30 protein-coding genes and 1 tRNA gene are annotated in these 26725 nt (G+C 68.2%); 11 read left to right on the forward strand and 20 right to left on the reverse strand.

Annotated elements, in window-relative coordinates:
• From FQU85_RS08230 to FQU85_RS08255, 6 genes are read left to right on the forward strand one after another with little or no spacing between them, the layout of a single operon-like run.
• Positions 1-834, forward strand: a complete 834-nt coding sequence (locus tag FQU85_RS08230) for a 16S ribosomal RNA methyltransferase A (protein ID WP_145846763.1) — start codon at positions 1-3, stop codon at positions 832-834.
• Positions 831-1943 carry a mechanosensitive ion channel family protein gene (locus tag FQU85_RS13620; protein ID WP_240792406.1) on the forward strand — a complete coding sequence of 371 codons (1113 nt, stop codon included), beginning with the start codon at positions 831-833 and terminating at the stop codon, positions 1941-1943. Before FQU85_RS08230 ends, FQU85_RS13620 begins: the two co-directional genes overlap by 4 nt.
• Entirely contained in the window at positions 1936-2508 is a 573-nt protein-coding gene (locus FQU85_RS08240; RefSeq protein WP_145846765.1) for a HemK2/MTQ2 family protein methyltransferase, read from the forward strand. Before FQU85_RS13620 ends, FQU85_RS08240 begins: the two co-directional genes overlap by 8 nt.
• A gap of 31 nt (positions 2509-2539) precedes the next feature.
• Positions 2540-2896 carry a hypothetical protein gene (locus FQU85_RS08245; RefSeq protein WP_145846767.1) on the forward strand — a complete coding sequence of 119 codons (357 nt, stop codon included), beginning with the start codon at positions 2540-2542 and terminating at the stop codon, positions 2894-2896.
• Between the two features lie 47 nt (positions 2897-2943).
• Positions 2944-3930 carry a 5-methyltetrahydropteroyltriglutamate--homocysteine methyltransferase gene (locus tag FQU85_RS08250; protein WP_145846769.1) on the forward strand — a complete coding sequence of 329 codons (987 nt, stop codon included), beginning with the start codon at positions 2944-2946 and terminating at the stop codon, positions 3928-3930.
• Positions 3927-4979 carry a methionine synthase gene (locus FQU85_RS08255; protein WP_145846771.1) on the forward strand — a complete coding sequence of 351 codons (1053 nt, stop codon included), beginning with the start codon at positions 3927-3929 and terminating at the stop codon, positions 4977-4979. The genes FQU85_RS08250 and FQU85_RS08255 overlap by 4 nt, the downstream gene beginning before the upstream one ends.
• Positions 4980-4996: 17 nt before the next feature.
• Here FQU85_RS08255 and FQU85_RS08260 read toward each other — a convergent pair whose 3' ends face one another.
• The 6 genes from FQU85_RS08260 to rpl7ae form a co-directional block, all read right to left on the reverse strand.
• Positions 4997-5320, reverse strand: coding sequence for a hypothetical protein (locus FQU85_RS08260; protein WP_145846773.1), 324 nt, complete (start codon positions 5318-5320; stop codon positions 4997-4999).
• Positions 5317-7677, reverse strand: a complete 2361-nt coding sequence (locus FQU85_RS08265) for a penicillin acylase family protein (protein WP_145846774.1) — start codon at positions 7675-7677, stop codon at positions 5317-5319. Before FQU85_RS08265 ends, FQU85_RS08260 begins: the two co-directional genes overlap by 4 nt.
• A 63-nt stretch (positions 7678-7740) precedes the next feature.
• Complete coding sequence (gene ndk, locus FQU85_RS08270; protein WP_145846776.1) at positions 7741-8223, reverse strand: nucleoside-diphosphate kinase; 483 nt, start codon at positions 8221-8223, stop codon at positions 7741-7743.
• Complete coding sequence (locus FQU85_RS08275) at positions 8220-8414, reverse strand: 50S ribosomal protein L24e (protein ID WP_145846778.1); 195 nt, start codon at positions 8412-8414, stop codon at positions 8220-8222. Before FQU85_RS08275 ends, ndk begins: the two co-directional genes overlap by 4 nt.
• The gene (locus FQU85_RS08280) at positions 8414-8638 is read right to left on the reverse strand and encodes a 30S ribosomal protein S28e (protein WP_145846781.1); all 225 of its coding nucleotides are present in this window, start codon (positions 8636-8638) and stop codon (positions 8414-8416) included. Before FQU85_RS08280 ends, FQU85_RS08275 begins: the two co-directional genes overlap by 1 nt.
• A 6-nt stretch (positions 8639-8644) precedes the next feature.
• Positions 8645-9007 (reverse strand): 50S ribosomal protein L7Ae, encoded by a 363-nt coding sequence (gene rpl7ae, locus FQU85_RS08285; protein WP_145846783.1) that lies wholly within the window; start codon positions 9005-9007, stop codon positions 8645-8647.
• A 226-nt stretch (positions 9008-9233) separates the two neighbouring features.
• Between rpl7ae and FQU85_RS08290 the strand changes: the two genes are divergently transcribed.
• From FQU85_RS08290 to FQU85_RS08300, 3 genes are read left to right on the forward strand one after another with little or no spacing between them, the layout of a single operon-like run.
• Complete coding sequence (locus FQU85_RS08290; protein WP_145846785.1) at positions 9234-9968, forward strand: hypothetical protein; 735 nt, start codon at positions 9234-9236, stop codon at positions 9966-9968.
• A 39-nt stretch (positions 9969-10007) separates the two neighbouring features.
• Positions 10008-12182: a tRNA(Met) cytidine acetyltransferase TmcA gene (gene tmcA / locus FQU85_RS08295; RefSeq protein WP_145846788.1), complete on the forward strand. Its 2175-nt coding sequence runs from the start codon at positions 10008-10010 to the stop codon at positions 12180-12182.
• Positions 12182-12655, forward strand: coding sequence for a DUF456 domain-containing protein (locus FQU85_RS08300; RefSeq protein ID WP_206022026.1), 474 nt, complete (start codon positions 12182-12184; stop codon positions 12653-12655). The genes tmcA and FQU85_RS08300 overlap by 1 nt, the downstream gene beginning before the upstream one ends.
• 89 nt (positions 12656-12744) lie before the next feature.
• Here the strand turns inward: FQU85_RS08300 and FQU85_RS08305 are convergent, their stop codons facing one another.
• Positions 12745-14460 (reverse strand): glutamate--tRNA ligase, encoded by a 1716-nt coding sequence (locus FQU85_RS08305; RefSeq protein WP_145846790.1) that lies wholly within the window; start codon positions 14458-14460, stop codon positions 12745-12747.
• Positions 14461-14653: 193 nt separating this feature from the next.
• Here FQU85_RS08305 and FQU85_RS08310 point away from each other — a divergent pair, with 193 nt between their 5' ends.
• A complete protein-coding gene (locus tag FQU85_RS08310) occupies positions 14654-15478 on the forward strand; it encodes an alpha/beta fold hydrolase (protein ID WP_145846791.1) in 825 nt (274 codons plus the stop codon).
• Positions 15479-15685: 207 nt separating this feature from the next.
• Here FQU85_RS08310 and idsA3 read toward each other — a convergent pair whose 3' ends face one another.
• From idsA3 to FQU85_RS08335, 5 genes are all read right to left on the reverse strand, one after another.
• Complete coding sequence (gene idsA3, locus FQU85_RS08315; RefSeq protein WP_145846793.1) at positions 15686-16732, reverse strand: geranylfarnesyl diphosphate synthase; 1047 nt, start codon at positions 16730-16732, stop codon at positions 15686-15688.
• Positions 16729-18075, reverse strand: a complete 1347-nt coding sequence (locus FQU85_RS08320) for a ribonuclease J (RefSeq protein ID WP_145846795.1) — start codon at positions 18073-18075, stop codon at positions 16729-16731. The genes idsA3 and FQU85_RS08320 overlap by 4 nt, the downstream gene beginning before the upstream one ends.
• 189 nt (positions 18076-18264) lie before the next feature.
• Entirely contained in the window at positions 18265-18993 is a 729-nt protein-coding gene (locus FQU85_RS08325) for an isopentenyl phosphate kinase (protein ID WP_145846797.1), read from the reverse strand.
• Positions 18990-19976: a mevalonate kinase gene (gene mvk, locus FQU85_RS08330; RefSeq protein WP_145846799.1), complete on the reverse strand. Its 987-nt coding sequence runs from the start codon at positions 19974-19976 to the stop codon at positions 18990-18992. Before mvk ends, FQU85_RS08325 begins: the two co-directional genes overlap by 4 nt.
• A gap of 42 nt (positions 19977-20018) precedes the next feature.
• Complete coding sequence (locus FQU85_RS08335; RefSeq protein ID WP_145846801.1) at positions 20019-21533, reverse strand: BCCT family transporter; 1515 nt, start codon at positions 21531-21533, stop codon at positions 20019-20021.
• A 128-nt stretch (positions 21534-21661) separates the two neighbouring features.
• Here FQU85_RS08335 and FQU85_RS08340 point away from each other — a divergent pair, with 128 nt between their 5' ends.
• Positions 21662-23002 carry an NtaA/DmoA family FMN-dependent monooxygenase gene (locus FQU85_RS08340; protein ID WP_145846803.1) on the forward strand — a complete coding sequence of 447 codons (1341 nt, stop codon included), beginning with the start codon at positions 21662-21664 and terminating at the stop codon, positions 23000-23002.
• A gap of 51 nt (positions 23003-23053) precedes the next feature.
• Here FQU85_RS08340 and rpsB read toward each other — a convergent pair whose 3' ends face one another.
• The 8 genes from rpsB to FQU85_RS08380 all read right to left on the reverse strand — a co-directional run bounded on the left by rpsB (position 23054) and on the right by FQU85_RS08380 (position 26675).
• Entirely contained in the window at positions 23054-23800 is a 747-nt protein-coding gene (gene rpsB / locus FQU85_RS08345) for a 30S ribosomal protein S2 (protein ID WP_145846805.1), read from the reverse strand.
• A complete protein-coding gene (gene eno / locus FQU85_RS08350) occupies positions 23797-25002 on the reverse strand; it encodes a phosphopyruvate hydratase (protein ID WP_145846808.1) in 1206 nt (401 codons plus the stop codon). The genes rpsB and eno overlap by 4 nt, the downstream gene beginning before the upstream one ends.
• Entirely contained in the window at positions 24999-25172 is a 174-nt protein-coding gene (locus tag FQU85_RS08355; protein WP_145846810.1) for a DNA-directed RNA polymerase subunit K, read from the reverse strand. The genes eno and FQU85_RS08355 overlap by 4 nt, the downstream gene beginning before the upstream one ends.
• Positions 25169-25369, reverse strand: coding sequence for a DNA-directed RNA polymerase subunit N (locus FQU85_RS08360; RefSeq protein WP_145846812.1), 201 nt, complete (start codon positions 25367-25369; stop codon positions 25169-25171). The genes FQU85_RS08355 and FQU85_RS08360 overlap by 4 nt, the downstream gene beginning before the upstream one ends.
• Before the next feature lie 12 nt (positions 25370-25381).
• Positions 25382-25780 (reverse strand): 30S ribosomal protein S9, encoded by a 399-nt coding sequence (locus FQU85_RS08365; RefSeq protein WP_145846814.1) that lies wholly within the window; start codon positions 25778-25780, stop codon positions 25382-25384.
• Positions 25774-26211 carry a 50S ribosomal protein L13 gene (locus FQU85_RS08370; RefSeq protein ID WP_145846816.1) on the reverse strand — a complete coding sequence of 146 codons (438 nt, stop codon included), beginning with the start codon at positions 26209-26211 and terminating at the stop codon, positions 25774-25776. Before FQU85_RS08370 ends, FQU85_RS08365 begins: the two co-directional genes overlap by 7 nt.
• Positions 26208-26561 (reverse strand): 50S ribosomal protein L18e, encoded by a 354-nt coding sequence (locus FQU85_RS08375; RefSeq protein ID WP_145846818.1) that lies wholly within the window; start codon positions 26559-26561, stop codon positions 26208-26210. The genes FQU85_RS08370 and FQU85_RS08375 overlap by 4 nt, the downstream gene beginning before the upstream one ends.
• Before the next feature lie 29 nt (positions 26562-26590).
• A tRNA-Leu gene (locus FQU85_RS08380) sits at positions 26591-26675 on the reverse strand.
• Between the last annotated feature and the right edge of the window lie 50 nt (positions 26676-26725).

Consider the following 26725-nt stretch of genomic DNA (forward strand, 5'->3'; position numbering starts at 1 on the left):
ATGACCGAGTACCGGAACCCGGACGCCCTGATTCGGCGTGCGGGCCGCGGGAACCCCGACTTCGACCAGCACTTCCTCGTGGACGACCGCGTGCTCGACCGCATCCCGAGCTATGCGGGCGAGTTCGACCGGTCGCACGTCCTCGAAATCGGCGCGGGAACGGGCGCGCTCACCGACCGATTGCTCGACGCCGCCGACCGCGTGACGGCGATCGAGCGCGACCCCGACCTCGCGGCGTTCGTCCGCGAGGAGTTCGCTGGCGCAATCGACCGCGGCGACCTCACCGTCGTCGGGGGCGACGCGCTCGACGTCGACCTCCCCGAGTACACGTGCTGCGTCTCGAACCTCCCGTACAGCGCGTCGAGCGAACTCACGTTCCGGCTGCTCCCGGCGGGGAAGCCGGCCGTGCTGATGTACCAGCGGGAGTTCGCGGAGCGGATGGCGGCCGGCGCGGACACGAGCGAGTACGGACGGCTCTCCGTGGCCGCCCAGCACTACGCGGACGTGGAAGTCGTCGAAGTCGTGCCGAAGGAGGCGTTCGATCCGCAGCCCCGCGTGGAGAGCGCAATCGTTCGGTTGACGCCGCGAGACCCCGACTACGAGGTTCCGGACGAGGCGTTCTTCCTCGACTTCGTGAAGGCCGTGTTCACGCAGCGCCGGAAGACGATGCGGAACGCCATCCGGAACACGGCCCACATCTCCGGACTCGACGACGCGGACGCGGTCGTGGACGCGCTGGACGACGACCTGCTCTCGGCGCGCCCGGAGAAATTGGAACCGCGGCGGTTCGCGGCGGTGGCGAGCGTCGCGTACGACCACGGTGACCCGTCGTGAGCGCGCTCACGGAACTCACGGAGGCCGTGCAGGCGCTCGGGCCGGCTGAGCGCGCCCTGCTCTCTCTCGCGGTGCTCGCCGTGCTCGCGCTCGGCTGGCGGGCGTCGCGGCGGTTCGCCGCCAGCGCGCGCGAGAGCCGGAGCGACCGCGTCGTGGACGTGCTTCTCGTCGTGCTCGCGCTTGCGTTCGCCGCGCTCGGCGTCGAGACGTTCCTCGTGCTCTGGGGCGCACACCCGTTCGCGGTCGAGGCCGTGCAGGTCGTGACCGACCGCGCGGAACTCGGCGCTCGCCTCGGACTCACCGCGGCCGTGCTCGCGGGCGCGTACGTCTTCACGGCGTTCTTAGATGGGCGCGTCGACGACTTCGTGGCGAAACGCGAGAACATCACCGACCACCAGGCCGAAATCACGTTCCGACTCCTCCAGATGACGCTGTACGTCGGCGCGCTCGTCACCGCGCTCGGCATCTGGCGGGTGAATCTCTCCGGCCTCCTCATCGGCGCGGGGTTCGCCGGTATCGTGCTCGGTATGGCTGCCCGGCAGACTCTCGGCGCGGTCATCGCGGGGTTCGTGTTGATGTTCGCGCGGCCGTTCGAGATCGGTGACTGGGTGAAAATCGGCGACAACCACGGTATCGTCACGGACATCACTATCGTGAACACCCGCATCCAGACGTTCGACGGCGAGTACGTGATGCTGCCGAACGACTACGTCGGCTCCGAGGAGGTCGTGAACCGCTCCCGGAAAGGCAGGCTCCGCCTGCACGTGGAGGTCGGCGTGGACTACACGACCGACGTGGATAACGCCATCGAGGTGGCGGAGGAGGCTCTCAAGGACGTCGAGGACGTGCTGACGGTGCCCCAGCCGCAGGTCGTTCTGAAGTCGTTCGGGGATTCGGCGGTCGTGCTCGACCTCCGGTTCTGGATCGACAAGCCGAGCGCGCGCCGGAAGTGGCGCGCGCAGACCGCGGTCATCTCGCAGGTCCACGAGGCGTTCCGCGAGGCGGGTATCACGATCCCGTTCCCGCAGCGCGAACTCAGCGCGCGCGACGGCGGGACGGGCGTCCGTATTCCCGACCAGTACGGGTCATCGGGTGGCGGCGGTGAGTGACCTCGCCGAGCGACGCGGCGTCGAGACGGAGGTGTACCAGCCGGCGGAGGACTCGCTGCTGCTCGCCGATGTCGCCGTGAACGAACTCGCGCCGGGCGCGCGCGCGCTGGAGGTCGGAACGGGATCGGGCGTCGTCGCCGACCGCGTCCGGGAGGCGGGCGTCGATGTCGTCGCGTCGGATCTGAATCCGCACGCGTGCCGGCAGGCCCGCGAGCGCGGCGTGCCGGTCGCCCGCGCGGATCTCGTCGAACCGTTTCGCGACGGCGCGTTCGACGCGGTGCTGTTCAATCCGCCGTACCTCCCGGAAGACCCTGTGGCGGAGCGCGACGACTGGATGGAGGTCGCGCTCACCGGCGGCGAGACGGGTCGCGAGGTCGTCGAAGCGTTCCTCGACGACGTGGCGCGCGTGCTCGCGCCGGAGGGGTACGTCCTCCTGCTCGTCAGCACGCTCACCGGCGTCGACGACGTGGTGGCGTACGCCGCCGACCGCGGGTTCTCCGCCGTCGCGCTCCGCGATGAGTCCTTCCCGTTCGAGACGCTCACCGTTCTGAAACTCGTCCGGTAGCTCTTACTCGCTGGCCGTCCTTCGCTCAGGTATGTCCACTGGGTCGAAGTGGCGGTACGTGGTGTACGCGATGCCCGTCGTCACCGCCATCGAAGCGACGCTCGGGCTCTTCCTCGTGGGCGTGGTCGTGCGCACGGGGGTGTCGCTGACGGCGCTCGCGGTGCTCGCCGCGCCGTTCCTGCTCGCCGCGTTGGTCGTCCGCTTCCTTCTCCCGATAGCGATTCGCGCGGACGCCCGCGTCGTCCACGAGTCTACGGGCGGCGCGTTCGACGGTGAGGTGTACGCGATGGCGGCGGTTCCCGGCGTCTTCGTGCCCGTGGTGGACTCGCTCATCGCCCTCCGCTACCTCAGCCGAAGCCGCAGCGCATTGGATAACTACGAAGAATAAATCCAGAGAGAAAATATTAAACAGGGGTGCGGCGTAGTTCGTGCCAGATGACAGTCGTCAGCACGACGCTCGGCCTGTTCCCGCTGCCCGACGACGCGCGCGAGCGCCTCGCCGACCTCAAGGGCCACCAGAAAGAAGACCTCGTCTCCGGGGACGAACCCCCCGACATCGAGGCCGCCTACGACGAAGCGCGCGACGACCTCCTCACCCGGCAGTCGGACGCCGGCCTCGACCGCACCGTCGAGGGACAGGCGCGCTGGGACGACATGCTCGCCCACCCGCTCGCCGTCCACGAGAACGTCCGCACCGAGGGCATCGTCCGGTACTACGACAACAACAACTTCTACCGCGACCCCGTCGTCACCGGCGACCTCACGCACAGCGGCGACCTCGCCCGCGACCTCGAAAAAGCGAGCGCGCTGTCCGACGACCTCCAGGCCGTCGTTCCCGGCCCCTACTCGCTCTCCCGACTCGCGACCGACGAACACTACGGTAGCTCGCAGGAGTTCCTCGCCGCGCTCGGCGACTTCCTCGCCGGCGAAGTCGAGTCCTTCCCGGACGCGGTCGAGACCGTGTTCGTCCTCGAACCCAGCCTCGCCACCGAGACGCTCGACGGCGGCGAGGACGAGCGCGCCGCCGCCGCCATCGACGGCGTCGCGGCCGCGGCCGACGCCGAGGTCGTCGTGCAGTCCTACTGGGGGACGTACGGCGAGAAACTCCACGCGCACCTCCTCGACACCGACGCCTCCGCGCTCGGCTACGACCTCGTCACCGCGCACGACGACGCCACCTACCTCGTCCAGGAGTACGGCACGCTCGACTCCGTGAGCCTCGGCGTCGTGGACGGCCAGAACACGCTCGTCGAATCGCCCGACACCATCGACGAACGCATCGAGTGGTTCAGAGACCAGATTCCCGTCAGCGAGTTCGACACCGTGTACGCCACCCCCAACACCGAGTTGTTCTACCTGCCCGTGAACAAGTTCCAGGCGAAACTTCGCGCGCTCGGCGCGGCCGGAGGTGACCGCGAATGAGCGAGAACCGCGAGCAGTTCCGCCCCCCGGGTCACGAGAACGACCACTTCCTCCTCACCACAGTCGTCGGATCCTACCCGAAGCCGTCGTGGCTGAACCGCGCCCGCGACCTCCACGCGGATCCGGAGAGCGAGTTCGACGACGAGGACTGGCGGGAAGCACAGGACGACGCCAGCCGCCTCATCACGAACGAACACGAGCGCGCCGGCCTCGACGTGGTCGTGGACGGCGAGATGCGGCGCAACGAGATGGTGGAGTTCTTCGCGGATCGCATCGACGGCTACGAGTTCAACGGCCCCGTGAAGGTCTGGGGGCACAACTACTTCGACAAGCCCAGCGTCACGGGCGAGGTCGAGTACGACGAGTCCTGGCTCGTCTCCGAGTACGAGTTCACCGCGTCCGTCGCCGACCGGCCGGTCAAAGTCCCCATCACGGGCCCCTACACGCTCGCGTCCTGGAGCTTCAACGAGGCCTACGACGGCGAGGAAGCGCTCGCGTACGACCTCGCTGACCTCGTGAACGAGGAGATCGAGAAACTCGTCGCCGCCGGCGCTCGCTACATCCAGATCGACGAACCGGCCTTGGCGACGACGCCCGACGACCACGCGATCGTCGGCGAGTGCCTCGAACGCATCGTCTCCGGCATCCCGGACGACGTCCGCATCGGCCTCCACGTCTGCTACGGCGACTACTCCCGCATCTATCCCGAACTCCTCGACTTCCCGGTACATGAACTCGACCTCGAACTCGCGAACGGCGACTACGACCAGCTCGACGTGCTCAAACAGCCCGAATTCACGAAAGACCTCGCGCTCGGCGTCGTCGACGCCCACGTCGCCGAGGTCGAATCGGTCGAACAGATCGAGCGGAACATCCGGAAGGGCCTCGAAGTCGTGCCGCCCGAACAACTCACCGTCAGCCCCGACTGCGGCGTGAAACTCCTCCCGCGCGAGGTCGCGTACGGGAAGATGGAGAACCTCGTCACCGCCGCGCGCAACGTCGAGGCGGAGCTCGACGCGGGCGAGATCGACGTTCCGGCGCGCGACTAACGTCGGCCTCTTTTTCCCTATCGGATACCGCGAACGAGTCCGCCGAGCGTCGCGTACACGAGCGGAATGGCGAGCGCGACGTACAAGACCCGTCCCGTGTCGAGCGCGACTCCGAGACTGTCGTGGCTGGCGAGCAGTCCGACGAACACGCCGACCGAGAAGAGGCCGACGAGGAACCCGGCGAACGCGGCCCGTCGGAGCGAGCGCTGGCCGAACCCCGCTATCGCGCCGCCCGCGAGGAACCCACTCCAGGAGACCTGTCCGAGCAGTACCGCGACCAGCGCGCCCGCGACGAACCACGCGACGTTCGCGCGCGGGTTCGCGCGCCACGCGGTGTTCATCGGTCGTCCTCCACGAACCGAACGCTCGTCTCCACTGGTTCGACGGGAAACGGCTTGTACTCGGTGTCCGCCCACAGTCGGAGTTGGTCGCTGTAGTGCTCGCTCCACGCCTCGCCGTCGTTCCCGCCGGGAACGATGCAGACCGACCGGCCGCCGGGTTCGCACACCATCCGCCAACTGCTCCCGGTCGGCCGCTCCACGGCGTAGTTGTTCACCGTCGCCCGCGAGCCGTCCGTCGGATACTCTGGGTAGTTGAGGAACGACTGGTCGAACGGGTGCGTGACGGCGGCCGTGGTGTTGTAGTCGCCGTACGTCTCGTAGCCCTCCGCGTCGATGGTTTCGACGGCCGCCTCGAACGCCGCACGCATCACCGCGCGCCGGGAGCGCTCCGCGAACCACTCGCTCTCCGGGTCGAGGTGCTGCACTATCCAGTCGCGGGGATAGTAGTCGGCGTCCAACCCCACCGCGTCGAACCGGGACTCGAACAGTTCGCGTTTGTACTCGTCGAACCAGAGCGCGAAGGCGAGCGCCGCCGTCGAACCTCGCTCCATATGGCCGTTCCAGTCGCGGAGCGCGCTCGCGTACCCCGGATAGGCGTCGGCGATAGCGTCTGCGAGCGGCCCGACGAGTCCCTCGACCCGACCGTCGTAGGCGTCGTCGTGGAGGTCTCGCATGAACTCGAACGTCACCGGCTCCCCGGATCGGACGCGCTCGTCGAGTCGCTCGTAGATGCGGATGCCTCGATACGGGTCAGCGTAGGACTCGGCGAGGTAGTGTTCGGGCGCGTCGGTCACGCGCTGGTTCGCGGTGGCGACGTAACCGGGGTTGACGACGCCGGGTTTCTCGTCGAACGGCACGAACCCCCGGCTCCAGTCCGTCGTCCCGTACGGCTCGAAGCCGCCCCACTCGCCCTCGCCCGCGGAGCCGTCGAAGATGCGCGTCCCCCGGACTTCCTCGCCGTCTATCGTGCGGATCGGAATCTGGCCGGTCGCGTAGTAGAGCGTGTTCCCCTCCGTGTCGGCGTACACGAGGTTTTGGGTCGGCTCGTCGAACCGCTCGGTCGCCGCGAGCACGTCCTCGAGGCCGGTGCTGCGGTTGAAGTCGTAGACCGCCTCCGTCGTGCGGGTGGCGGTGAGGCCCGTCCACGCGACGGCGACGCTGTACCCCTCGCGTTCGAGGTAGGGGCCGTGCCGGGTCGTCCGCCGCGTGATGGTCTCGTCGGGCGCGCCCGCGACGGGGATCGTCACGTCCTCCGTCTCGAACGCCTCCCAGTCGTCCCCGTACCGGTACTCGCCGTCTCGCGTCTCGTACTCGTAGACGTCCAGCACGTCCGCGCCGACGTTCGTGAATCCCCACGCGCCGTGGTCGTTCTCGCCGATGACGACGAACGGCACGCCCGGGAACGTCACGCCCCGCACGGCGTAGTCGGGCGCGCGGAGGACTTGCTCGAACCACACCGGCGGCGCCATCAGGGAGAGGTGGGGGTCGTTCGCGACGAGCGGCCGCCCCGACTCCGTGAACTCGCCCGACACCACCCACGAGTTCGAGCCGATACCGGGCGGACTCTCGAACCCGGACAGCCACCCCGTGAGGCCGCGCGCGTCCCCGCTCGGCGTCCGCAGGGGCGGCTCCCGAATCGTCTCGGGTCGCCCGCCGTCCGCGTCGCGGAGGATGGGCGCGTCGTGGTTCAGCCGGTAGGGGTAGAGGTCGCTCGCCGTCTCCTCGCCGAGCGCGTCCGCGGCCGCCGCGTTCCGCAGCGTCTCGAAACTTCCCGTGAGCTGCCACGCGATCTGTTTCTCCATCAGCATCGTGTCGGCGGGCGTCCACGGCGCGGGCTCGTACTCCAACAGTCCGAACTCCACCGGGAGCGGTTCGTGTTCGATGCAGGCGTTCACGCCGTCGGCGTACGCCTCCACGAGGTCGCCGGTGTCGGAGCCGGCGAGTTCGTCCCAGGTCGCGTCGGCGGCGCGCGCGAAGTCCATCCGCCGGTGGAACTCGTCCGAGGAGAGCGTCGCCTCCCCGACGACCGCGCTCAGCTGTCCGCGCATCTGGCGGCGCTGTAAGTCCAGTTGGAACAGGCGGTTCGCGCCGTGCACGTATCCGGTCGCGAAGTAGAGCGCGCGCTCGTCGTCCGCCTCGATGGTCGGAACGCCGTACTCGCCGTCGTACGCGACGGTGGCGGGCCCGTACGGGCTTCGCACCCGGTCGTTCGTGCGGTCGGTCGCGTCCGCCCACGCCCCGCCCGAGAACGGCGCGAACCGCTGGAGGTAGCCCGATACCGGCGACATCGCGCCCGCCGCCGCCCCGCCGCCGACGATTGCGGCGATGAGCCCGCGACGCGTCAACTCGCTATCCATAGCCCCGGCTAGGCTACCTGATACGATAAAAGGATAGAGAACTCGAGAGGGGTTTGCGAGCGTTTAGTGGTCGTCCGCGTCCTCGTACACCCACTGCGTGGTGGCGAGGTCCCAGTCGACCAGCTCGTCCTCGTCGAAGAACAGGCCGATTTCGCGCTCGTTCGCGCCCTCGTCCTCGTGGTCGCTCCCGTGGATGAGGTTGTGGCCGAGGTCGTTCCCGTAGTCACCGCGGATGGTGCCGGGAGCGGCCTCCTGCGCGTCCGTCGCTCCCATCATCTGCCGGACCTGTCGGGTCGCGTCAGCGCCCTCCCAGACCATCGCGAAGACGGGGCCGGACGTGATGAACTCGACGAGCCCCTCGAAGAAGGGCTTGTCCTCGTGCTCGGCGTAGTGCTCGTGCGCGAGCTCCTCGTCGATCTGCATGAACTTCCCGCCGACCATCTTCAGGCCCTTGTCCTCCAGGCGACCGACGATGTCGCCGATGAGGCCGCGCTGAACGCCGTCGGGCTTCACCATCACGAACGTCCGCTCGTCGTGGTGGCTCATTCGTTCTCCCCGCTCTGCGCCTGGCCTTCCTCAGTCCACTCCAGGTCACGCGGCTCGCGACCGAGATCCGCGTTCTTCTCGCACTTCGACGAGCAGAAGTGGACGGTTGTGCCGTCGTTGTGGACGAACATCGTTCCCGTGCCGGGTTCGATGTCGCTCCCGCAGTAGTCGCATTCTCGTGTCTGGGGCATTATTGACCTCCGATGGGGTCAGCCTCGCGAGCCGTCTCGCGGAGCTGGATAATGTCGCCGACCCGGACGGGGCCGAGGCAGTTCCGCGTGATGATGCGGCCCTGATTCGACCCCTCCTGGATTCGGCACTTCACTTGCATCGCCTCGCCGTGCATTCCGGTCTTTCCGACGACCTCGATGACCTCGGCGGACGTGGAGTCGCTTGCTGGTTCTTCCGCGCTCATGAGTTATTACTTGAGCTCCTCGACTTTCGCCGAGATGTCCTCGACGTCGTCCTCTGCGTCCCCGGCGTCCACGACGGCCGCGGCGGCAGAGCCGACTTCGAGACCGGCGGCGCTCCCGAGTTCGTCCTGGGTGGCGACGAACACGTACGGAATCCCCTTTTCGTCTGCGAGCTCGGGGATGTGGAGGACGATCTCCTCGGGGGAGACGTCTTCCGCGACGAACACGAGGTCTGCGTTCCCGCGCTCGATGGACTTCGTGGTCTCGTTCGTACCTTTCTTCACGCTCCCGGTGTCGCGAGCCACTTCGAGGGCTTCGAGGGCTCGTTCCTGGAGATCCGCTGGGACGTCGTAGTTAACGTACACTGGCATAGTTGTGTTCACCTAGTTGCCGTGGCGGGCTTGCGCTCCCCTGCCGGGTCAATCCCTAACGGCTAGGAGCATCATCGACCCCCACTGGCTGTACTACTACCGTGGGGTTCCTATGCTTAAAAGCGCTTTCAAAGCCTCGCGGGAACGTGTTCCCCGCGTCTCGCCCGTGCGACGCGAACCCACGCCGCCCGGTACGTTCACGTTCTTCCGAAGCACACGTTGCAGCATGAAACTATCCCTCGGGGGCGCACTCGCGACTGGGGTCGATAGCGTTCGCCAACGCAACGGGCTGCTGCTCTTCGGTATCGTGTACGCCCTGACGGTCGTCGAGTCCGTCTTCGGAACCGCCTCGTCGTTCACGTTCACCCTCCCGGGCGGCGAGGAACTCGCGGTGGACTCGACGGCGATCGTCGAGGTGTCGCCGCTGGTCGACAGCCTCATCGCGCTTCTGGTCGGCGTCGCGGGCCTTCTCACGACCGTCGCCGCACTCCGCGTGTTCGCGAGCAACGAGACGGAACGCCTCCCGATCACGGCGTTCACGCGCCGCGGCGTCTGGGCGTTCGCGAACGTGTTCGTCGGCGCCATCGTCTTCGCCGTCGTCGTCGCGCTCGGATTCGCCGCGCTCGTGCTCCCCGGTCTCTACCTGCTCTCAGCGCTCTTCCTCTGGGCCGTCTTCGTCGCCGTTGAGGACGAGAACTTCCTCGAGGGACTGCGCTCCTCGTGGCGCCTCACGTCCGGCCACCGCCTCCGGACGTTCCTCCTCGGCGTCGCGTTCCTCCTCGTCGCGTTCCTCGTCAACATCGTCACCGCGATCCCGATCACGGTCTTCGGCGCGTCCGAGTTCGACTTCCTCGTCAGTAACCTCGGGTCCGCGTTCGTCACCGTGTTCGGGAACGGCGTGCTCGTCGCCGCCTACCAGCAACTCTCCGCCGACGGGCCGGAGCCGACTCCCGGTGCGTAGGGCGAAACTGCCTTGCCCGCCTCGGCCGAACGTCCGATGATGGTTCGCGAGGTCGCCGCCGCGCTCCGCGAGGAGGCGGAGTCCGTGAACGAACGCCGCATGCTCGTGCTCACCGGATCCCGGGAGACGTGTCTGGACGCCGCGAACGACGCGCTCTCCGCCGCCGCCGTGCCGCGCGACGAGGCCACCCACCTCGGGACGGTCGGGAGCCTCGACTGCGAGCGCGTACACCCCCGAAACTCCGACGACCTGCTCGGAACGACCCGGACAGCCGTGGTGTACGACGCGCACGACGAGTGTCGGCCGAACGCGCTCGGCCGCATCGCCGGGGCGGTGGACGGCGGCGGCCTCCTCCTCCTGCTCGCGCCCGCTCTCGACGACTGGCCGCGCGTCCGCGAGGACTTCGACGAGGGCCTGGCGGTGCCGCCGTTCTCGCTGGCCGACGTGACCGGGCACTTCCGCCGCCGGCTCGTCGACACGCTCCGCGCGCATCCCGGAATCAGCATCTACGACGCCGACACCGGCACGCTCGAACGCGACGGTCGCACGCGTCCCGCGCCCCGGAGCCGCCCGCCGCCGCCGGAGTCGCCCGCCGACCACGACTTCCCCGAGCGGGCGTACGACGCCTGCTTGACGCAAGATCAAGTGGACGCGGTGCACGCGCTCGAAGCCCTCCGCGAGACCGGCGAAGCGGTCGTCGTGGAGGCCGACCGCGGCCGCGGGAAGTCGAGCGCCGCCGGCATCGCCGCCGCCTGCCTCGCCGACGAGGGCCTCGACGTGCTCGTCACCGCACCACGGAAACGGAGCGCGAGCGAACTGTTCGAGCGCGCCGACGAACTCGGCTGTGGCGGTCTCCGGTTCGAGAAACCGCCCGCGGCCGCCGACCTCCCGGGCAACCCCGACGTCGTGTTCGTGGACGAGGCCGCGGCGCTCCCCGTCCGCCTGCTCGAGGACTTCCTCGACGCCGACCGCGTCGCGTTCACCACCACCGTCCACGGCTACGAGGGCGCGGGCCGCGGGTTCGACGTGCGCTTTCGCGACCGCCTCGCCGACAGCGACCTCGACGTGGTCGAGGCCCGCATGAGCGACCCCATCCGGTACGCCGCGGGCGACCCAGTCGAAGTGTGGGCGTTCCGCGCGCTCCTCCTCGACGCCCGTCCCCCCGTGACCCCGCTCGTCGCCGACGCCGCTCCCGAAGACGCGACGTACGACGCGCTCACGAGCGAGGACTTGCTCGCGGACGAAACACTCCTCCGGGAGGCGTTCGGCCTGCTCGTCTACGCGCACTACCGCACCGAACCGAACGACCTCGCGCGACTCCTCGACGCCCCGAACCTCAGCGTTCGCGCGCTCCGCCACGACGGCCACGTCGTCTCCGTCGCGCTCCTCGCCCGCGAGGGGGGCCTCGACCGAGAGACGCGCGAAGAGATGTACACGGGCGGCCGCATCCTCGGGAACATGATTCCGGACGTGCTGACGAGTCAGCTCCGCGACGAGAACGCCGCCGTCCCCGTCGGCTGGCGTGTCGTCCGCATCGCCACCCACCACGCCGCCCGCTCCCGCGGGTTCGGCGGCCACCTCCTCGACGAACTCCGGAACGAAATCACCGGCGACCTCGACTGGCTCGGCGTCGGGTACGGCGCGACCCCCGAACTCGTCTCGTTCTGGGACGAGAACGGCTTCGACACCGTCCACGTCTCCACCACCCGCAACGACACGAGCGGCGAGTACTCCGCCATCATGCTCGACCCGCTCAGCGAGGCCGGTACCGACGTCCACGACCACCACGCGGCGTGGTTCGCCGACCGGATCCCGGACGTGCTCGGGGACGCGCTCGCCGATCTGGACGCGGACGTGGCGCGCGCCTGCCTCGCGGCCGCCGACGCCCCGCCCGCGCTCTCGCTCTCCGACCACCAGTGGCGGGTCGTCGTCGGCGCCTCGTACGGCCCCGGCCTCTACGCCGCCGACCCCGCGCCCTTCCGCGCGCTCGCCGCCCACCACCTCACCGGCCCCCACCCGGATCTCCTCACGCCGCGAGAGGAACGCCTCCTCGTCCGGAAACTCCTCCAGACCGAGGACTGGGACTCGGTCGCCGCCGACCTCGACTACCACTCCACGGGCCAGTGCATGCGCGCGCTCGGCGGCGCGCTCGAACCGCTCGTCGACGAGTACGGCACGCCAGCCGCCCACGAGGACGTCCGGAGGTACGACTGATGGAGGCGCTCGTCCTCCTCGCGTTCGCCCTGCTCGCGCTCGGCATGATCGGTAGCATCCTCCCGCTCCTCCCGAGCGGCCTCACCAGCCTCGCCGGCGTCGCCGCCTACTGGTGGCAGACCGGCCGGCCCGGCCCGCTCGCCCTCGCCGCCCTCGTCGTGTTCGGCGTCGCCGCGACACTCGTGGACTGGTTCGGCGGCGCGCTCGGCGCGAACGCCGGCGGCGCGTCCACTCGAACCACCCTGATAGCCGCGGGCGTCGGACTCCTCCTCATCCCCCTCGGCGGCCCCGTCGGTATCATCCTCGGCATCGCCGGCACCGTCTTCGCCCTCGAATACTACCGACACGGCGACCACGAAGCCAGCCTGAAAACAGCCGCGTACGCCACCGCCGGCGTCCTCGCGTCCGCGCTCGCTCAACTCCTCCTCACCGGCGCGATGTTCGCGATACTTCTCGCCGCCCACTTCCTCTGAACCCGGGAGTTATCCCGAGCGCCCGCGACGCCGCTATGGGCGAGAACCTCGACGGATGAAACGCCGAAGTCGTCGCGCCCGACTAACCGTCAGGGGTGCGCGTAGTAGACCACTGACTCCTCGTCCTCGTGGCGGTCAACTCTCACGAATCCGACGCGGACGAACTGGAGGGTCTGGCCCGGCTCGTAGTCGACCAGTCCGGGTTCCGCGCGACCAGCCACGTCGCCGTCGGGCGTTCGCATCCGCACGGGGACGCTCTCGTCGGCGGGAACCCACTGCACCACGTCCACGTCGTGTTCGCGAACCAGGTCGATGTCGTCGTCGGTCACCGTCAGCGAGCCGCCGTCGTACTCGACGGGCCCGTAGCCCTTCAGCCAGAGTTTCTCGCCCTCCGCGGGGAGGTCGTCCGCCTCGACGAGCACGGCGTCGCCGACCGGGATGTCGCGCTCGCCGCGGTTCTCGTGCTCCGGGTGGACGGGCGGGTGCGCGCTGTCCGAACCGCCCGAAATCGAGAGTTCGACGCCGTCAGAGACGAAGAAGCACCGCGGGCTCTCGTCGTCGATGCGGTCGCGGTTGTTCGCGTACACCGAACTCATCGCCAGGTCGACGTCCGAGGTCGAGGTGCCGAGTTCCACCATCGCGTCGACGATGGCTTCGCCGCGGATGCCGCGGCGGCGCGTCGAGAGCAGGGTGGGGACGCGGGGGTCGTCCCAGCCGTCGAACTCGCCGGCTTCTATCTTCTCCCGGATGGTCGACGTGCTCATCTTCACGTCGTACTCGTCCACCTGGACGTGCCCCCAGTGGACGACCTCGGGGTACTCCCAGCCGAAGTAGTCGTAGACGAAACCCTGGCGCTTCGCGGAGTCCTGGAGGTCGATACCGCGAATGATGTGCGTGACGCCAGTGAGGTGGTCGTCGATGCCGGACTGGAAGTCGAGCATCGGCCAGCACCGGTAGTCCTCGGCCTCCGGACGCGGGTGCGGCGTGTCGATGATGCGGAACGCCACGAAGTCGCGGAGCGCGGGGTTCTTGTGCGTGATGTCGGTCTTCACGCGGAGCACCATCTCGCCCGACTCGTACTCGCCCGCGATCATGGCCTCGAACTCGTCGAGCACCGTCTCGCTGTCCTTCTCGCGGTGCGGGCACGCCTCCCCCGAGTTCTTCAACTCGGAGAACTCCTCGGCGGGACACGAGCACGTGTACGCGCCGTCCATCTCGATGAGGTCGCGGGCGTACTCGTAGTAGGTGTCGAGGCGGTCGGAGGCCGTGATGACCTCGTCCGGCTCGAACCCGAGGTACGCCACGTCGTCTAAGACCTGGTCGTATACCCAGTCGAGCGGGCGTTTCGTCTCGGGGTCGGTGTCGTCGAACCGGACGAGCATCCAGCCGTCGTAGCGCTCCTTGTAGGAGCCGATGACGGCGGGCATCCGCGCGTGCCCGATGTGCCAGGGGCCGTTCGGGTTCGGCGCACAGCGCATCCGGACCTCGTCGTACTCCTCGACGTTCGGCAGGTCGGGAAGCGGGTGCTCCTCGCCCTCGTCCTCGGCCTCCAGTTCCGCGAGCCGCTCAGGCGCGAGTTCCTCCAGTCGCTCCCGTTTCTCCTCCGTCGAGAACGCGTTCACGTCCTCGACGACCGGCGCGACGACGCCCGGAACCTCGTCGCCGTACTCCCGGAACTCGGGGTTCTCTCCCATCATCGGCCCCATCAGGGCACCGACCTGTGCGTCGCTCCCGTGCTTGAGCGCGTTGTAGAGCGCGTACACTTCCGCCTCCCGGCGGACGCGCTCGCGGAGGTCTTCGTCCATTACCCGCGAATAGCCGGGACGCCGGGAAATCGGTTTGGATTCTGCGGACAGACGACCCCGCTTCGTGCGCCGGTCGGTCGCCGTTTCCGCGGGCCCGACGCGCGCCACTCGCTACACACCCCGATCTGGCCGCGGCCTCGTATTTGAACGCTCGCACCGACAGCGAGAAATTACTTGCCGCGAAGGACTGGGTATGCCCACGGTTCGGACGAACGGTGTCGAGACCTACTACGAGTCCCGCGGCGAGGGCCCAGTGGTGGTGTTCCTGCACGGCGCGTTCAGCGACCACCGCGTCTGGGCCGAACGCACCCGTTCGCTCGCGGACGAATACCGGGTCGTCGTGTACGACCTCCGGGGGCACGGCCGAACCGGCGGCTCCGACCGCGACGCGTACAGCATCGACACGTACGCAGACGACCTCCGCGCGCTCGTGGACGCGCTCTCGCTCGACGCCCCGGTCGTCTGCGGGCTCTCGATGGGCGGCATGGTCGCACAGCGATACGCTGCAACCAGCAGCCGGCTCTCCGGCGTCGTCAGCATCGCCGCGCTCTCCTCGAACGCGCTTTCGCCCGGTGAGTGGGTGGAACGCCGCGCCGCCGTCCCGGGCGCACTCGTGCTCGCTAGCGTCCTCGGGTTCGACGCCGTCGAGCCGTTCGTCTCCTGGCTGTCGAACCGCGGCGACGACTTCGACCCCGGCGACCTCGACGAGAAAGCCCGCATCGAAACCGCGCACGCCAACGACTACCCCAGCGTTCCTCCGAGAGAAGCCGCGAAAATCCGTCGCGCGCTCCTCTCGTGGGGGACGCTCGACACCGACTACGCGAGCATCGACGTACCCGCGCTCGCGATGTGCGGCGGGAACGAAACCGCGCGAATGACCGCCCACGCCCGATACCTCGCGAGCGAGATTCCGGACGCCGACTATCGCGAAATCCCGGACGCCGGCCACAACGCCCACGTGGACAACCCCGAATTCGTTCGGGACGCGCTCACGGACTTCCTCCGAGAGACCACGTAGAACAAACGAAACCACCAGTTCGGTCGCGGTACGGTTGCGGTGCGGTTGCGGACGCGGGCGGTCGTGTACGGCGCTGTGCGGCGCGGTCGCTGTGCGGGTGTCGTTCCGATGCCCGACCGCGAGCGCCGACGACGCTCGCGTCTTTTTAGTGGAGGTTTTTACGGTGAGCGGGTCGCCGGAGGCGACCCCGAACCGTAAAAAAGTCCGTTAGTAGCCGCGTTCGATGAGGTAGTCGGCGAGGTCGTTGAGCGTGTCGTGGGCGTCGTTGTCGGGGAGGACGCTGAGGTGGTCTTTGCCTTCCTGAACGAGGTCTTCGGCGAGATCGCGGGCGAACTGAATGCTGCCTGCGTCCTGGAGGGTGTCGACGGCGTCGTCGATTTCGGATTCGGTGACGTCCTCGGGGTTGTCCGCGTCGACGAGGTTGTCCACGTCGACGCCCTGTTCGCGGGCGTGAAGCGTGACCGCGGTGCGCTTTCCTTCGACGAGGTCGCTGCCGCGCTGTTTCCCCAGTTCCTCGCTGGGGACGGTGAGGTCGAGGACGTCGTCCTGTATCTGGAACGCTTGGCCGATGGCGCGGCCGTATTCGTAGAGCGCGTCGACGGTGTCGTCGTCGGCGCCGAGGACGATTCCAGAGACCGATGCGGCGGCGGCGTAGAGAACCGCGGTCTTCAGCTCGACCATGTCGAGGTACTCCTCGATCGTGACGTCGTCTCGGGTTTCGAAGTCGACGTCGTACGCTTGGCCTTCGCAGATGTGGGTGCACGTGCACGCGAGCATACGGAGGGCGTCGAGACCGCGCTCCGGCGGTGCTTCGGTTCGGAGCATAATCTCGAACGCCTTCGAGTAGAGGGTGTCCCCGGCGAGTATCGCGGTTTCGGTGTCGTACTCGCGGTGGACGGCGGGGACGCCCCGTCGGAGGTCGTCGTCGTCCATGATGTCGTCGTGAATGAGCGTGAACGACTGAATGACCTCGATGGAGACGGCGGCCGCCATCAGGTCTACCGCACCCTCGTTGAGCGAGGGGAACGCCTGGTAGTCCTCACTCAGCGGTTCGACGTCGAGCAATGCCTCCCCGACGAGCATCGAGACGGTCGGCCGGAGGCGCTTCCCGCCGGCGTCGAGGAGATAGCGCGAGGCCTCGTAGAGCCGTTCGGGTTCCGCCATCGGGAGTTCCTCGTCGATAGCGTCGTTCACTTGCTCCCGGCGGTTCTCGATGGCCGCGAGCACCGTTTCCTCACGTGCTTCTTGCGTCATTCTACGAGCTGAATGATGTTGCCGTTGGCGCTCAGGTGGAGGTCGCGGCCGAGCTCGTACCCCTCGCCCTTCGCGAGTTTCGCGTACTTCCCGAAGTGTTCGAGGTTCTGGTGGGCGGGAATGACGTGCTGGGGCTGGAGGGCGTCCAGCATCTCGTAGTGGCCTTCCTCGCGGAGGTGGCCGGACACGTGGATTTCGTCGTAGATGCGCGCGCCCTGCATCCGCAGGAGCTGCTCGGACTGGTAGCGCTGGCCCTCGTTCGTCGGCTCCGGAATCACGCTCGCGGAGAAGATGACTTTATCACCGTTCTCGATGTCGTACGGCGTCTCGCCGCGCCCCATCCGAGTGAGCATCGCGCGCGGCTCGCCCTGGTGGCCGGTGACGATGGGGAGGAAGTTCTCCTTGCCCTCGTTCATGATGCGCTTGAACGCGCGGTCGACGCTCTTGCGGTGGCCGAACATCCCGAGGTTGTCCGGGAAGCGCACGCGACCCATTCGCTCCGCGGTGCCCGAGTAGCGTTCCATCGACCGACCGAGGAGGATCGGTTCGCGGCCGATCTCCTGTGCGAACTCGATGAGGCTCGACACACGGGAGACGTGACTGGAGAACGTCGTCGCGATGATGCCGCCGTCGTAGTCCTCCATGCTGTGGATGGTGTCCTGGAGTTCGCGGCGGGCGACGGACTCGCTCGCGGTTCGACCCTTCCGGCCGGCGTTCGTCGTGTCCTCGATGTACGCGAGCACGCCCTCGTCCTCGCGCCCGATCTCGCGGAACCGCTTCATGTCGATGGGATCCTCGAGCACGGGGTCGTGGTCGAGGCGTTTGTCGAGGCCGTAGACCACTGCGCCCTCGGGCGTGTGGAGGACGGGGTTGATCGCGTCGATGATGGAGTGAGTGACGTGCACGAACTCCAGTTCGCAGCGCTCGCCGATGGGCATCGTCTCGCCCGCTTCCATCTCCACGAGGTCGTTCTCGACGCCGAACTTCTGCTCGCTCTCGATCTCGTCCTTCACGAGTTCGAGCGTGAACGGCGACGCGACGATGGGCGCGTTGTAGCGGTGCGCGAGCTTGCTGAGCGCGCCGATGTGGTCGAGGTGGCCGTGCGTCGGCACAATGGCCTGCACGTCTCCCTCGAGGTCGCTCATGACGCGGTCGTCCGGAATCGCGCCCATGTCGATGAGGTCGAGGCTGTGCATCTGTTCGGTTTCGACGTTATCGTGAATCAGGACCTGCGAGAGGTTGAGGCCCATGTCGAAGATAACGATGTCGTCACCTGCGCGGACGGCAGTCATCTGTCGTCCGACTTCTTCGTATCCGCCAATTGTTGCGATCTCGATTTCCATTGTTAATCACTGAGAGCCAGGTAGCTCTCTGAAACCCCCGCCGGAGTGGCGGCCGCGGGTCGCGGCGTCTTACGGCCGTCGTCCCGCCGCCGGTATCCGTCCGGCGGGACGCTTCTTAGGCCACATTACGATTCCCGGTATTAAAAGTAGCAGGATCTCGCGGGACGCCGAACTCCGGCTCGGCGTTCGCTATCCGCGGACGGTCGTTCCCGCGTTTTCGCCGCGCAGGAAGTCCGCGAGGTCGTCCGCGCCGAACACGGACGCGGGCGCGCCGAGCGCGAGCAACTCCCGAACCTTCCCCGCCATCCCGCCGGTCACGTCGGTGTCCTCGCTCCCGCCGAGCACGTCCGAAACATCGTCGTACGCCGTTATCTCGGAAATCACGGTATCGGATTCGTCGAGGACGCCGGGCACCGTCGAGCAGAGGCCGACGCGGTCGGCGTCCAGCTGACGGGCGAGCGTCGTGACAACCTCGTCGCCGCTGAGAATGGTCGCGCCAGCACCGCTCTCGGCGACCACGTCGCCGTGCAGAACCGGCGTGAACCCCTCCGCGAGCATCGCCTCGACCTGGTTCGTGTAGAACTCCAGTCCGTCGTCGCGACGCGCCGCCGAGAACGGCCGGACTGGCACGCCCGCGACGCCCGCGTCGTCGAGGTAGTCGAGAACGGCCTTGTTCAGCCGCGTCATCGAATCGTGGATCTCTCGCACGGCCCGCGCGTCGCGCGTGCCGTTCGTCGTCGAGACGCCGTGCTCGTCCGCGTAGTAGTGACCGAAACTCCCCGCGCCGTGTACGACGACGAGGTCGTCGACCTCGGCCTGCCCGATGACGCCGGCGAGGCGGGCGAGCGCGTCGAGGTCGACCGTCTCGCGCTCGCCCTTCTCCGTGATGACGCTCCCGCCGAGTTTGAGCACGATCACTCGACACGCACCCCGTCTTGGGCGAGCTCCGCGCGGAACGCCCGCGTGCAGTCCGGCGTCAGCGAGAGCGCGGTCTTCGTCCCGCGCTCGCCGTCCAGCGCGACGATACAGCCGCCGCCGCCCGCGCCCGTGAGTTTCGCGCCGAGCGCGCCGCCGTCCCGCGCCGCCCACACCATGTTATCGAGGGATCGCCCGGAGACGCCGAGCGCCGCGAGCAGGCCGTGGTTGAAGTCCATGAGGCGGCCGAGCTCGGCGAGGTCGCCGTCCGTGAGCGCGTCCTCGCCCTGCCGGACGAGGTCGCCGATGGCGGCGACGGTGTCCCCCGCGAAGCCGTACTCCTCCTTGAGTTTTCGGACGCCGGAAACGAGCTCGCCGGTGTCGTGGCTCGTGCCGTCGTAGCCGACGACGAACGGGAGGTCGGGCGTGTCGAGCGTCCGGCAGTCGCCGCCCTCGACGCGCACCGCGCCGCCCATCGCCGAACAGAAGGTGTCCGCGCGCGAGGCTTGTCCCTCCTGCACGTCGTACTCCACCTGGTAGGCGCGTTCGGCTATCTCGCGCGCGTCGAGGTCGCAGCCGAGTTCCGCGGTCGCGGCGGCGATACCCGCGACGGCGACCGCCGCGGACGACCCCAGTCCGGCACCGAGCGGGATGTCGCTCTCGATCTCGACGTTGAACCCCGCGTCCGGCGCGTCAGCCGCGTCCCGCGCCTGCGACACCGCGGCGTCAACGTACCCGAACGCCGCCTCGATGAGCGGCGTCGGCACGTCCACGTCCGGCCGCTCGTCGCTCGACCCGCTGTACTCCACGGTGAATCCGTCCAGCGAGAGGTCGTCCGCGCTCACCCGGAGGCGGTCGTCCTCCCGCGCCTCCACCGTGACGGACGCCCGGCGCTCGATAGCGCACGGGACCGCCGGCTCCCCGTAGACGACGGCGTGCTCCCCGAACAGGTAGACTTTGCCGGGAGCGCTCGCAGTAGTCGACATACCGCAGAGTCCGTGCGACCGAGTGAAAGACCGTTCGGTTCGCTACTTGTCGTACCGGCGCTCCGCGACGACGTAGGTGGCGTAGGCGACGAGGACGTAGAGCGCGGTGAGCGGGAGGGCGAGCGTCGTGGAGAAGGATTCGAGGACGGTCGTCCCGCCGCCGACGAACGTCGTCATCACGCCGACGCCGACCATCGCGATCCCCCACGCCGCGCGGTTTCGGACGTTCGGCTCGCGTTCCCCGAGCGTGATGGCGGCGAGCATGTAGACCGCGGAGTCGAGGCTGGTGACGATGTAGCCGGCCAGCGCGAGGAGCGCGAGCGCGCCGACAAGCCGCGGGGCGGGGACGAGCGTGAGCGCGGTGCTGAGCGCCGCGGCGTTCCCGTCCGCGGCGAGCGCGGCCGCGACGGGGTCGAGGTTCCCGGGGGCGAGCGCGAGGCCGCCGAGGACGCTGTGCTGGAAGACGAGGAAGGCGGCGGGCGCGATGCAGAGCCCGACGAACACCTCCCGTATCGTGCGGCCCTTCGAGATGCGCGCGACGAAACTCCCGACGAACACGCCCCAGGCGGCCCACCACGCCCACCAGAAGCTCGTCCAGTTCTGCGGCCAGTTTCCGGGCGAGGTGGGGGCGGTGTAGAGCGAGAGCCGGGCGAGGTTCGACAGCCAGACGCCCATCGCGTCCAGTCCGAGGTCGAGGATGAACCCGGTCGGGCCGAGGACAAACAGGACGACGGTGAGGAGGACGTTCGCGGCGACGGCGACCCGGGCGGCGTTCTGGATGCCGCGGCGGAGGCCGGCGAACACGTCCACGACGAAGACGACGGCGACGGCGAGGAACAGGACGAGGGTGACGTAGCTGGCGTCGAAGCCGAAGACGACGCGGACGATGGAGGAGAGCTGTTGGCCTATGAACCCGAGGGAGGTGCCGAGTCCGCCGACGATGGCGAGCACGGTGACGACGTCCACCAGCCACGCGACGGCGGGATGGGTGAACGGGCGGCCGAGCGGTTCGAGGAGGACGCTCGCCTTCCAGTTGTCGTGCTGCCACGCGACCAGTCCAAAGAGTACGGCGAACGGGAGGTACCACGCGACGAGACCGGGGAGGATGTCGTGGAGGAAGGTGAATGCGAGCGCGAGCGACTCCGGGGACGCGCCGGGGACGGGCGACCTCGGCGGGGGGCTGGTGACGATGCTGACGGGTTCCGCGACGCCCCAGAACAGGACGGCGATGGAGTAGCCGACGGTGAACGCCATCGCCACCCAGGAGACGGTTCCGAACTCGGGGTCGGCGTCGGGTCCGCCGACGCGCAGGTCGCCGTATCGGGAGACGCAGAGCCACGTGAAGAAGACGGTGAGCGCGAACCCGAGGAGGATGAACCACCAGCCCGCGTTCACCGTCACCCACGCGAAACTGCTCGCGAAGAACCCGCCGACTGCATCGGGGTAGAGGATGCCGGCGGCGGCGAGCGCAACCGAGAGCGCCACCGAGAGCGCGAACAGCAGTCGTTCCGCGACCGTCGTCGATTCGAGGCCGAACAGCCGTGCGAGTCGCGTCATCTGTCGGTGTACCGACTAGCACCACTCGTGCATAAAATCTTTTTCCAAACATCGCTAGTGAAGGAGATAGTTCTTCACGAGGTGCCGGTACAGTAACTACTACCTTCGACCCGTTCGAGTGGAGGCGTATGTCCGACGACGCGACGCTCGACCTGCTCGCGTACGCCAACTGCAGTCACTCCCCGGCGGTCGAAGACGCGTGGCGCCTCCCCGAACACCGCCAGCCGGACGGCTACCGCGACCTCGACTTCTGGCAGTCTCTCGCCCGCCGCCTCGACGGCGCGTTCAGCGCGCTGTTCTTCGCGGACGCCTACAACGTCGCCAACACCTACGAGGACAGCATCCGCCCCACCGTCCGCCACGGCGAACAACTCCCAGAGAACGACCCGCTCCCCCTCCTCCCCGCCCTCGCCGCCGCCACCGACACCCTCGGCCTCGTCACCACCGCCTCCACGTCCTTCTATCCGCCCTACCTTCTCGCGAAGAAACTCTCCAGCATCGACGACCTCACTGACGGCCGCCTCGGCTGGAACGTCGTCACCTCAAGCGGCCGACTCGAATTTGAGAACGTCGTCGGCGAGTACGTCCCCCACGACGAACGCTACAACCGCGCCGACGACCACCTCCGCGCCTGCTACGCCCTCTGGATGGACTCCTGGGACGACGACGCCGTCGTCCGCGACGCCGCCACCGGCACCTACGCCGACCCCGACCGCGTCCGGTTCATCGACCACGACGGCCCCCACCACCGCGTCCGCGGCCCGCACATGACCGCGCCCACGCCCCAGCGCACGCCCGTCGTCTTCCAGGCCGGGCAGTCCGAACGCGGCCGCGAGTTCGCCGCCGAACACGCCGAAGCCACCTTCGCCTTCCACCTCACCCGCGACTCGCTCGCGGACGCCACCCGCGACCTCGACGCGCGCGCCCGCGATCACGGCCGCACCATCGACGACATCCGCGTCTATCCCGCCATCACGCCGTACGTCGCCCCAACCGACGCGGCCGCCGCCGCGTACCGCGACCGCGTCATCGACGCCATCGATCCGGAGACCGGCCTCGTTCGCCTCTCGAACCACCTCAACCACGACTACAGCCAGTACGACCGCGACGCCCGCCTCGAAAACATCTCCGTCGAAGGCATCCGCGGCGCGCTCAACGCCTTCCTCCGCGACGACCGCGAGTGGACGGTCGGCGACGCCGCCGCCCGCTACGCCCGCTACCCCACGCCCGAGTTCGTCGGCACCCCCGAATCCGTCGCGGACGAACTCGAAGACTGGATGGACGCCGGCGCGGACGGCTTCGTCGTCATGGCCCCTGTCGTCCCCAAGACGTTCACCGACGTGATCGACTACCTCATCCCCGAACTCGACGACCGCGGCCTCGCCCCGTCGCCCGCGGGCGACACGCTCCGCGAAACGCTCGGGTTCGACGGCCCTCGGCCGGCCAGCACCCACCCCTCACGGGACTGACGGCGCTGTCGCTCCCCGAGCGAGAGACAGGACAGAAACGAAAGAACCCCGCTAGATTTCGCTCTCGAAGTCCTCGAGGGCGTACGCCGGTTCCGCGCCGCGGCGGTCGAGCGTCTCGTTCGCGAGCAGCCAGTAGACGACGCTGAGGGCGCGACGGCCCTTGTTGTTCGTCGGGACGACGAGGTCGACGTTACTGGTCTGGTTGTTCGAGTCACACATGGCGATGACGGGGATGCCGACCGTGATGGCTTCCTTCACCGCCTGCGCGTCGCCGATTGGGTCAGTGACGACGAGCACGTCCGGCTCGATGTAGCCGTCGTACTGGGGGTTCGTGAGCGTCCCCGGGATGAAGCGGCCCGTTCGAGCGCGCGCGCCGACCGCTTCCGCGAACTTCTCCGCGGGGAACCGGCCGTACTGACGGCTGGAGGTGACGAGCACCTGCTCGGGGTCGTAGTTCGCGAGGAAGTCCGCGGCCGTGCGGATGCGCTCGTCCGTCTTCGCGACGTCGAGCACGTACAGGCCGTCGGTGCGGACGCGGTGGATGAACCGGTCCATGTCCTCGGTCTTCTGCTGGGTACCGATGTGGACGCCAGCGCCGAGGTAGTCCTCGACGGGAATGAGGAGGTCGGCTTCGGCGTCGCTCATGACGTCCTCCGCCGACTCCGTCGGTTCTGCGGCCGGAGCGTCCTCGGCGGCGTCCTCGGTGTCGGCCTCGACGGCTTCCTCCTCGGACGCGGCCTCGGCCGCGTCGGCCTCGGTCGATTCTTCGGGTTCGAGTTCTTCTTCGTTCTCGCTCATAGGGCTTCGTCCGCGATGCGGATGAGTTCGTTCAGCTTAGCGGTTCGCTCGCCGCCCACGGTTCCCGTCTTGATGAACGGGGCGTCCGCGGCGACGGCGAGGTGTGCGATGGTCGCGTCCTCCGTCTCGCCGCTCCGGTGCGACACGACGGGCGTGTAACTGGATTCGACGGCGAGTTCGATGGCGTCGAACGCGTCGCTGAGGGTCCCGATCTGGTTCGGCTTCACGAGGATGCTGTTCGCGGCACCCTGCTCGATGCCCTCTCGGAGACGGTTCGTGTTCGTGACGAACAGGTCGTCGCCGCAGACGAGCGTTCGGTCGCCCACGCGATCCGTGAGGTCTGCGAACGCGTCGTAGTCGTCCTCGTCGAGCGGATCCTCGACGTACACGAGACCGTACTCGTCGACGAGGTCGGCGATGTACTCGATCTGCTCCTCGGTGGAGCGAGTCGTGTCGCCGTACACGTACGCGTCCTCGTCGGCGTCGTACAGCTCCGCGCCGGCCACGTCGAGTCCGAACTCGATGTCGAACCCGAACGCGTCCTCGACTTCGTCGACGGCTTCCGCCATCAACTCGAACGCATCGGCGTCGCTGATCGAGGGCGCCCACGCGCCCTCGTCGCCTTTCGCCGCGGGCGTGCCGCGCTCAGTGAGGAGTTCGCCGACCGTCTCGTGGACGGCGGCGTTCGCGAACACGGCGTCCCGAACGTTCGGAGCGCCGACAGGTGCCGCGAGGAACTCCTGAATGTGGGTCGCGTCAGCGGCGTGCTCGCCGCCGCCGATGACGTTGCCGAGCGGAACCGGATAGTTCCGCCCGCGGAACGCGCCGCCGAGGTGCTGGTAGAGCGGCGCACCGAGCACGTCGGCGCCGGCCTTCGCCGCCGCCATGCTGATAGCGACCGCGGAGTTCGCGCCGATAGTGGAGAAGTCGTCGGTACCGTCCGCCGCGTGCAAGGCCTGATCGACCTCGCGCTGGTCGGCGGCGAACGCCCGTCCTTCGAGCCGGGGAACCGCGTGCTCGCGAGCCGCGGCCACGGCTTCCTCCGCCGGAAGTTCGATGGCCTCGTACTCGCCAGTGCTCGCGCCCGACGGCGCCGCCGCGCGCCCGTGCCCACCGCTCTCGGTGTGCACGTCCGCCTCGACGGTCGGATTCCCGCGGGAGTCGAGCACCGTCCGCAGCCGAACCGACTCGATGCGCGTCATTGCTCTCTCCGAACCGTGAACGGGAGGACGTCCGCGTCGTACTCCTCGGCCGCGATGAGGATCGGCTCCGTCTGGTCGGTGTCGACGAGCACGGGCGCCCCGTAGGACACCTGCAGCGCTCGCGCACCGATGATTCGGGCCTTCTCGTAGCGGTTGTACTCTCCCCTCATTGGTAGGGGCTCACGACGTCCACGAGATCCTGGTGGCTGACGAACATCCGCCGGCAGCAGTAGCGGTCGAGCCCGAGGTCGTCGAGGACTTCCTCGGGGTCTTCGTCACCCTCCTTGGAGGCGGCTCGCGCCTTGAACTCCTCCCAGTGTTCGCCGATGACTTTACCGCAACTGAAACACCGGACTGGTACCATCATGGTTTGTATACCTCAGCGGTAGGACTTCTGGTAGCGCGCCCGAGCGCCCGGGCCGCCCCACTTCTTGGACTCGCGCTGCCGCACGTCGTTCACGAGCAGCGACCGGTCGAACTCCATGAACGCGTCACGGAGCTCAGCGTCGTTCCGGAACTCCACGATGCCGCGCGCGATGGCGGTGCGGACGGCGTCAGCCTGTCCGGCGAACCCGCCGCCGTTCACGGTCACGTCCACGTCGACCTCGTCACGGAGGTCGTCGCCGGCGATGCGGAACGGCTCCAGCATCTTCAGGCGCGCGACCTCGGGTTCGACGAGCTCGACGGGCGTGGAGTTGATTCGAACACGACCCTCGCCGTCGCTCACGGTCGCCCGTGCGACGGCGGTCTTCTTCTTTCCGCTCGTGTTGGTTACCATGTGACGTTAGCACCGAGTTCTTCGGACACGTCTGCGAGAGTGACGAACTTGATGTTCGACAGGCGGTCGAGCGAGGTGCCGTCGAGAACTTCGCCGTCCTCGTCGGTGTGGTTCCCGACGTAGATACGGACGTTCTCGAACGCCTCGCGACCGCGATCCTGTTTGTACGGAAGCATCCCGCGCACCGCGCGCTTGAAGATGCCGTCCGGCCGCTTCGGGTAGTACGGACCCGAGTCGGATCCGAGTTCCGCGCGTTTCCGGTAGGTCGCGAACGTCGCTTCCTTGTTCCCCGTGATGACCGCCTGCTCGGCGTTCACAACGGCGACGGATTCGCCGTCGAGAGCGAGCTCAGCGACGTTCGAAGCGACGCGACCCATGATGCAGTCGCCGGCGTCGACGACGATGTCCGCGTCGAACTCTGCGAGACTCATCGGATCACCCGGACGTTCGACCCTTCGGGGTTCTGTTGGACTGCCTGTTCTAGCTGGACGGTTTCGCCATCCGCGTGCTCAATCTTCGTCTCCGCGCTGCCGGAGAAGTCGACAGCGGCGACCGTGACGGATTTCTGGAGCACGCCGGACCCGAGCACTTTGCCGGGTACGACGACGGTTTCGTCCTCGTTCGCGTACCGTTCGATGCGACTCAGGTTCACCTCTGCGTGCGTCCGGCGCGGCTTCTGCAGCCGTTCCGCGACGTCGCCCCAGACGTCCGCGCCCTCGTCGCGAGAGACGGACTTCAGCTCGGCGATGAGACTGCTGAGTCGTGGACTCGTCTTACTCATAGTTCTGACTGTTATAGTTAGGAGTGGAGTGCAGGGAGCAGGATTTGAACCTGCGAACCTCTACAGGACAGCGCCCTGAACGCTGCGCCTTTGGCCAAACTTGGCTATCCCTGCACGCCCGTTGAGAAGGCGTACCTCCACGTTGGCCCCCGCCCTTGATACCG

The organism is Salarchaeum sp. JOR-1 (genome assembly GCF_007833275.1).
Lineage (GTDB): Archaea > Halobacteriota > Halobacteria > Halobacteriales > Halobacteriaceae > Salarchaeum.

Excerpts from the sequence above, each read along its gene's own strand:
- FQU85_RS08230 (WP_145846763.1), top strand. The coding sequence starts at position 1 with ATGACCGAGTACCGGAACCCGGACGCCCTGATTCGGCGTGCGGGCCGC.
- FQU85_RS08245 (WP_145846767.1), top strand. The coding sequence starts at position 2,540 with ATGTCCACTGGGTCGAAGTGGCGGTACGTGGTGTACGCGATGCCCGTC.
- FQU85_RS08250 (WP_145846769.1), top strand. The coding sequence starts at position 2,944 with ATGACAGTCGTCAGCACGACGCTCGGCCTGTTCCCGCTGCCCGACGAC.
- FQU85_RS08255 (WP_145846771.1), top strand. The coding sequence starts at position 3,927 with ATGAGCGAGAACCGCGAGCAGTTCCGCCCCCCGGGTCACGAGAACGAC.
- FQU85_RS08260 (WP_145846773.1), bottom strand. The coding sequence starts at position 5,320 with ATGAACACCGCGTGGCGCGCGAACCCGCGCGCGAACGTCGCGTGGTTC.
- FQU85_RS08265 (WP_145846774.1), bottom strand. The coding sequence starts at position 7,677 with ATGGATAGCGAGTTGACGCGTCGCGGGCTCATCGCCGCAATCGTCGGC.
- ndk (WP_145846776.1), bottom strand. The coding sequence starts at position 8,223 with ATGAGCCACCACGACGAGCGGACGTTCGTGATGGTGAAGCCCGACGGC.
- FQU85_RS08275 (WP_145846778.1), bottom strand. The coding sequence starts at position 8,414 with ATGCCCCAGACACGAGAATGCGACTACTGCGGGAGCGACATCGAACCC.
- FQU85_RS08280 (WP_145846781.1), bottom strand. The coding sequence starts at position 8,638 with ATGAGCGCGGAAGAACCAGCAAGCGACTCCACGTCCGCCGAGGTCATC.
- rpl7ae (WP_145846783.1), bottom strand. The coding sequence starts at position 9,007 with ATGCCAGTGTACGTTAACTACGACGTCCCAGCGGATCTCCAGGAACGA.
- FQU85_RS08290 (WP_145846785.1), top strand. The coding sequence starts at position 9,234 with ATGAAACTATCCCTCGGGGGCGCACTCGCGACTGGGGTCGATAGCGTT.
- tmcA (WP_145846788.1), top strand. The coding sequence starts at position 10,008 with ATGGTTCGCGAGGTCGCCGCCGCGCTCCGCGAGGAGGCGGAGTCCGTG.
- FQU85_RS08300 (WP_206022026.1), top strand. The coding sequence starts at position 12,182 with ATGGAGGCGCTCGTCCTCCTCGCGTTCGCCCTGCTCGCGCTCGGCATG.
- FQU85_RS08305 (WP_145846790.1), bottom strand. The coding sequence starts at position 14,460 with ATGGACGAAGACCTCCGCGAGCGCGTCCGCCGGGAGGCGGAAGTGTAC.
- FQU85_RS08310 (WP_145846791.1), top strand. The coding sequence starts at position 14,654 with ATGCCCACGGTTCGGACGAACGGTGTCGAGACCTACTACGAGTCCCGC.
- idsA3 (WP_145846793.1), bottom strand. The coding sequence starts at position 16,732 with ATGACGCAAGAAGCACGTGAGGAAACGGTGCTCGCGGCCATCGAGAAC.
- FQU85_RS08320 (WP_145846795.1), bottom strand. The coding sequence starts at position 18,075 with ATGGAAATCGAGATCGCAACAATTGGCGGATACGAAGAAGTCGGACGA.
- mvk (WP_145846799.1), bottom strand. The coding sequence starts at position 19,976 with ATGTCGACTACTGCGAGCGCTCCCGGCAAAGTCTACCTGTTCGGGGAG.
- FQU85_RS08335 (WP_145846801.1), bottom strand. The coding sequence starts at position 21,533 with ATGACGCGACTCGCACGGCTGTTCGGCCTCGAATCGACGACGGTCGCG.
- FQU85_RS08340 (WP_145846803.1), top strand. The coding sequence starts at position 21,662 with ATGTCCGACGACGCGACGCTCGACCTGCTCGCGTACGCCAACTGCAGT.
- rpsB (WP_145846805.1), bottom strand. The coding sequence starts at position 23,800 with ATGAGCGAGAACGAAGAAGAACTCGAACCCGAAGAATCGACCGAGGCC.
- eno (WP_145846808.1), bottom strand. The coding sequence starts at position 25,002 with ATGACGCGCATCGAGTCGGTTCGGCTGCGGACGGTGCTCGACTCCCGC.
- FQU85_RS08355 (WP_145846810.1), bottom strand. The coding sequence starts at position 25,172 with ATGAGGGGAGAGTACAACCGCTACGAGAAGGCCCGAATCATCGGTGCG.
- FQU85_RS08360 (WP_145846812.1), bottom strand. The coding sequence starts at position 25,369 with ATGATGGTACCAGTCCGGTGTTTCAGTTGCGGTAAAGTCATCGGCGAA.
- FQU85_RS08365 (WP_145846814.1), bottom strand. The coding sequence starts at position 25,780 with ATGGTAACCAACACGAGCGGAAAGAAGAAGACCGCCGTCGCACGGGCG.
- FQU85_RS08370 (WP_145846816.1), bottom strand. The coding sequence starts at position 26,211 with ATGAGTCTCGCAGAGTTCGACGCGGACATCGTCGTCGACGCCGGCGAC.
- FQU85_RS08375 (WP_145846818.1), bottom strand. The coding sequence starts at position 26,561 with ATGAGTAAGACGAGTCCACGACTCAGCAGTCTCATCGCCGAGCTGAAG.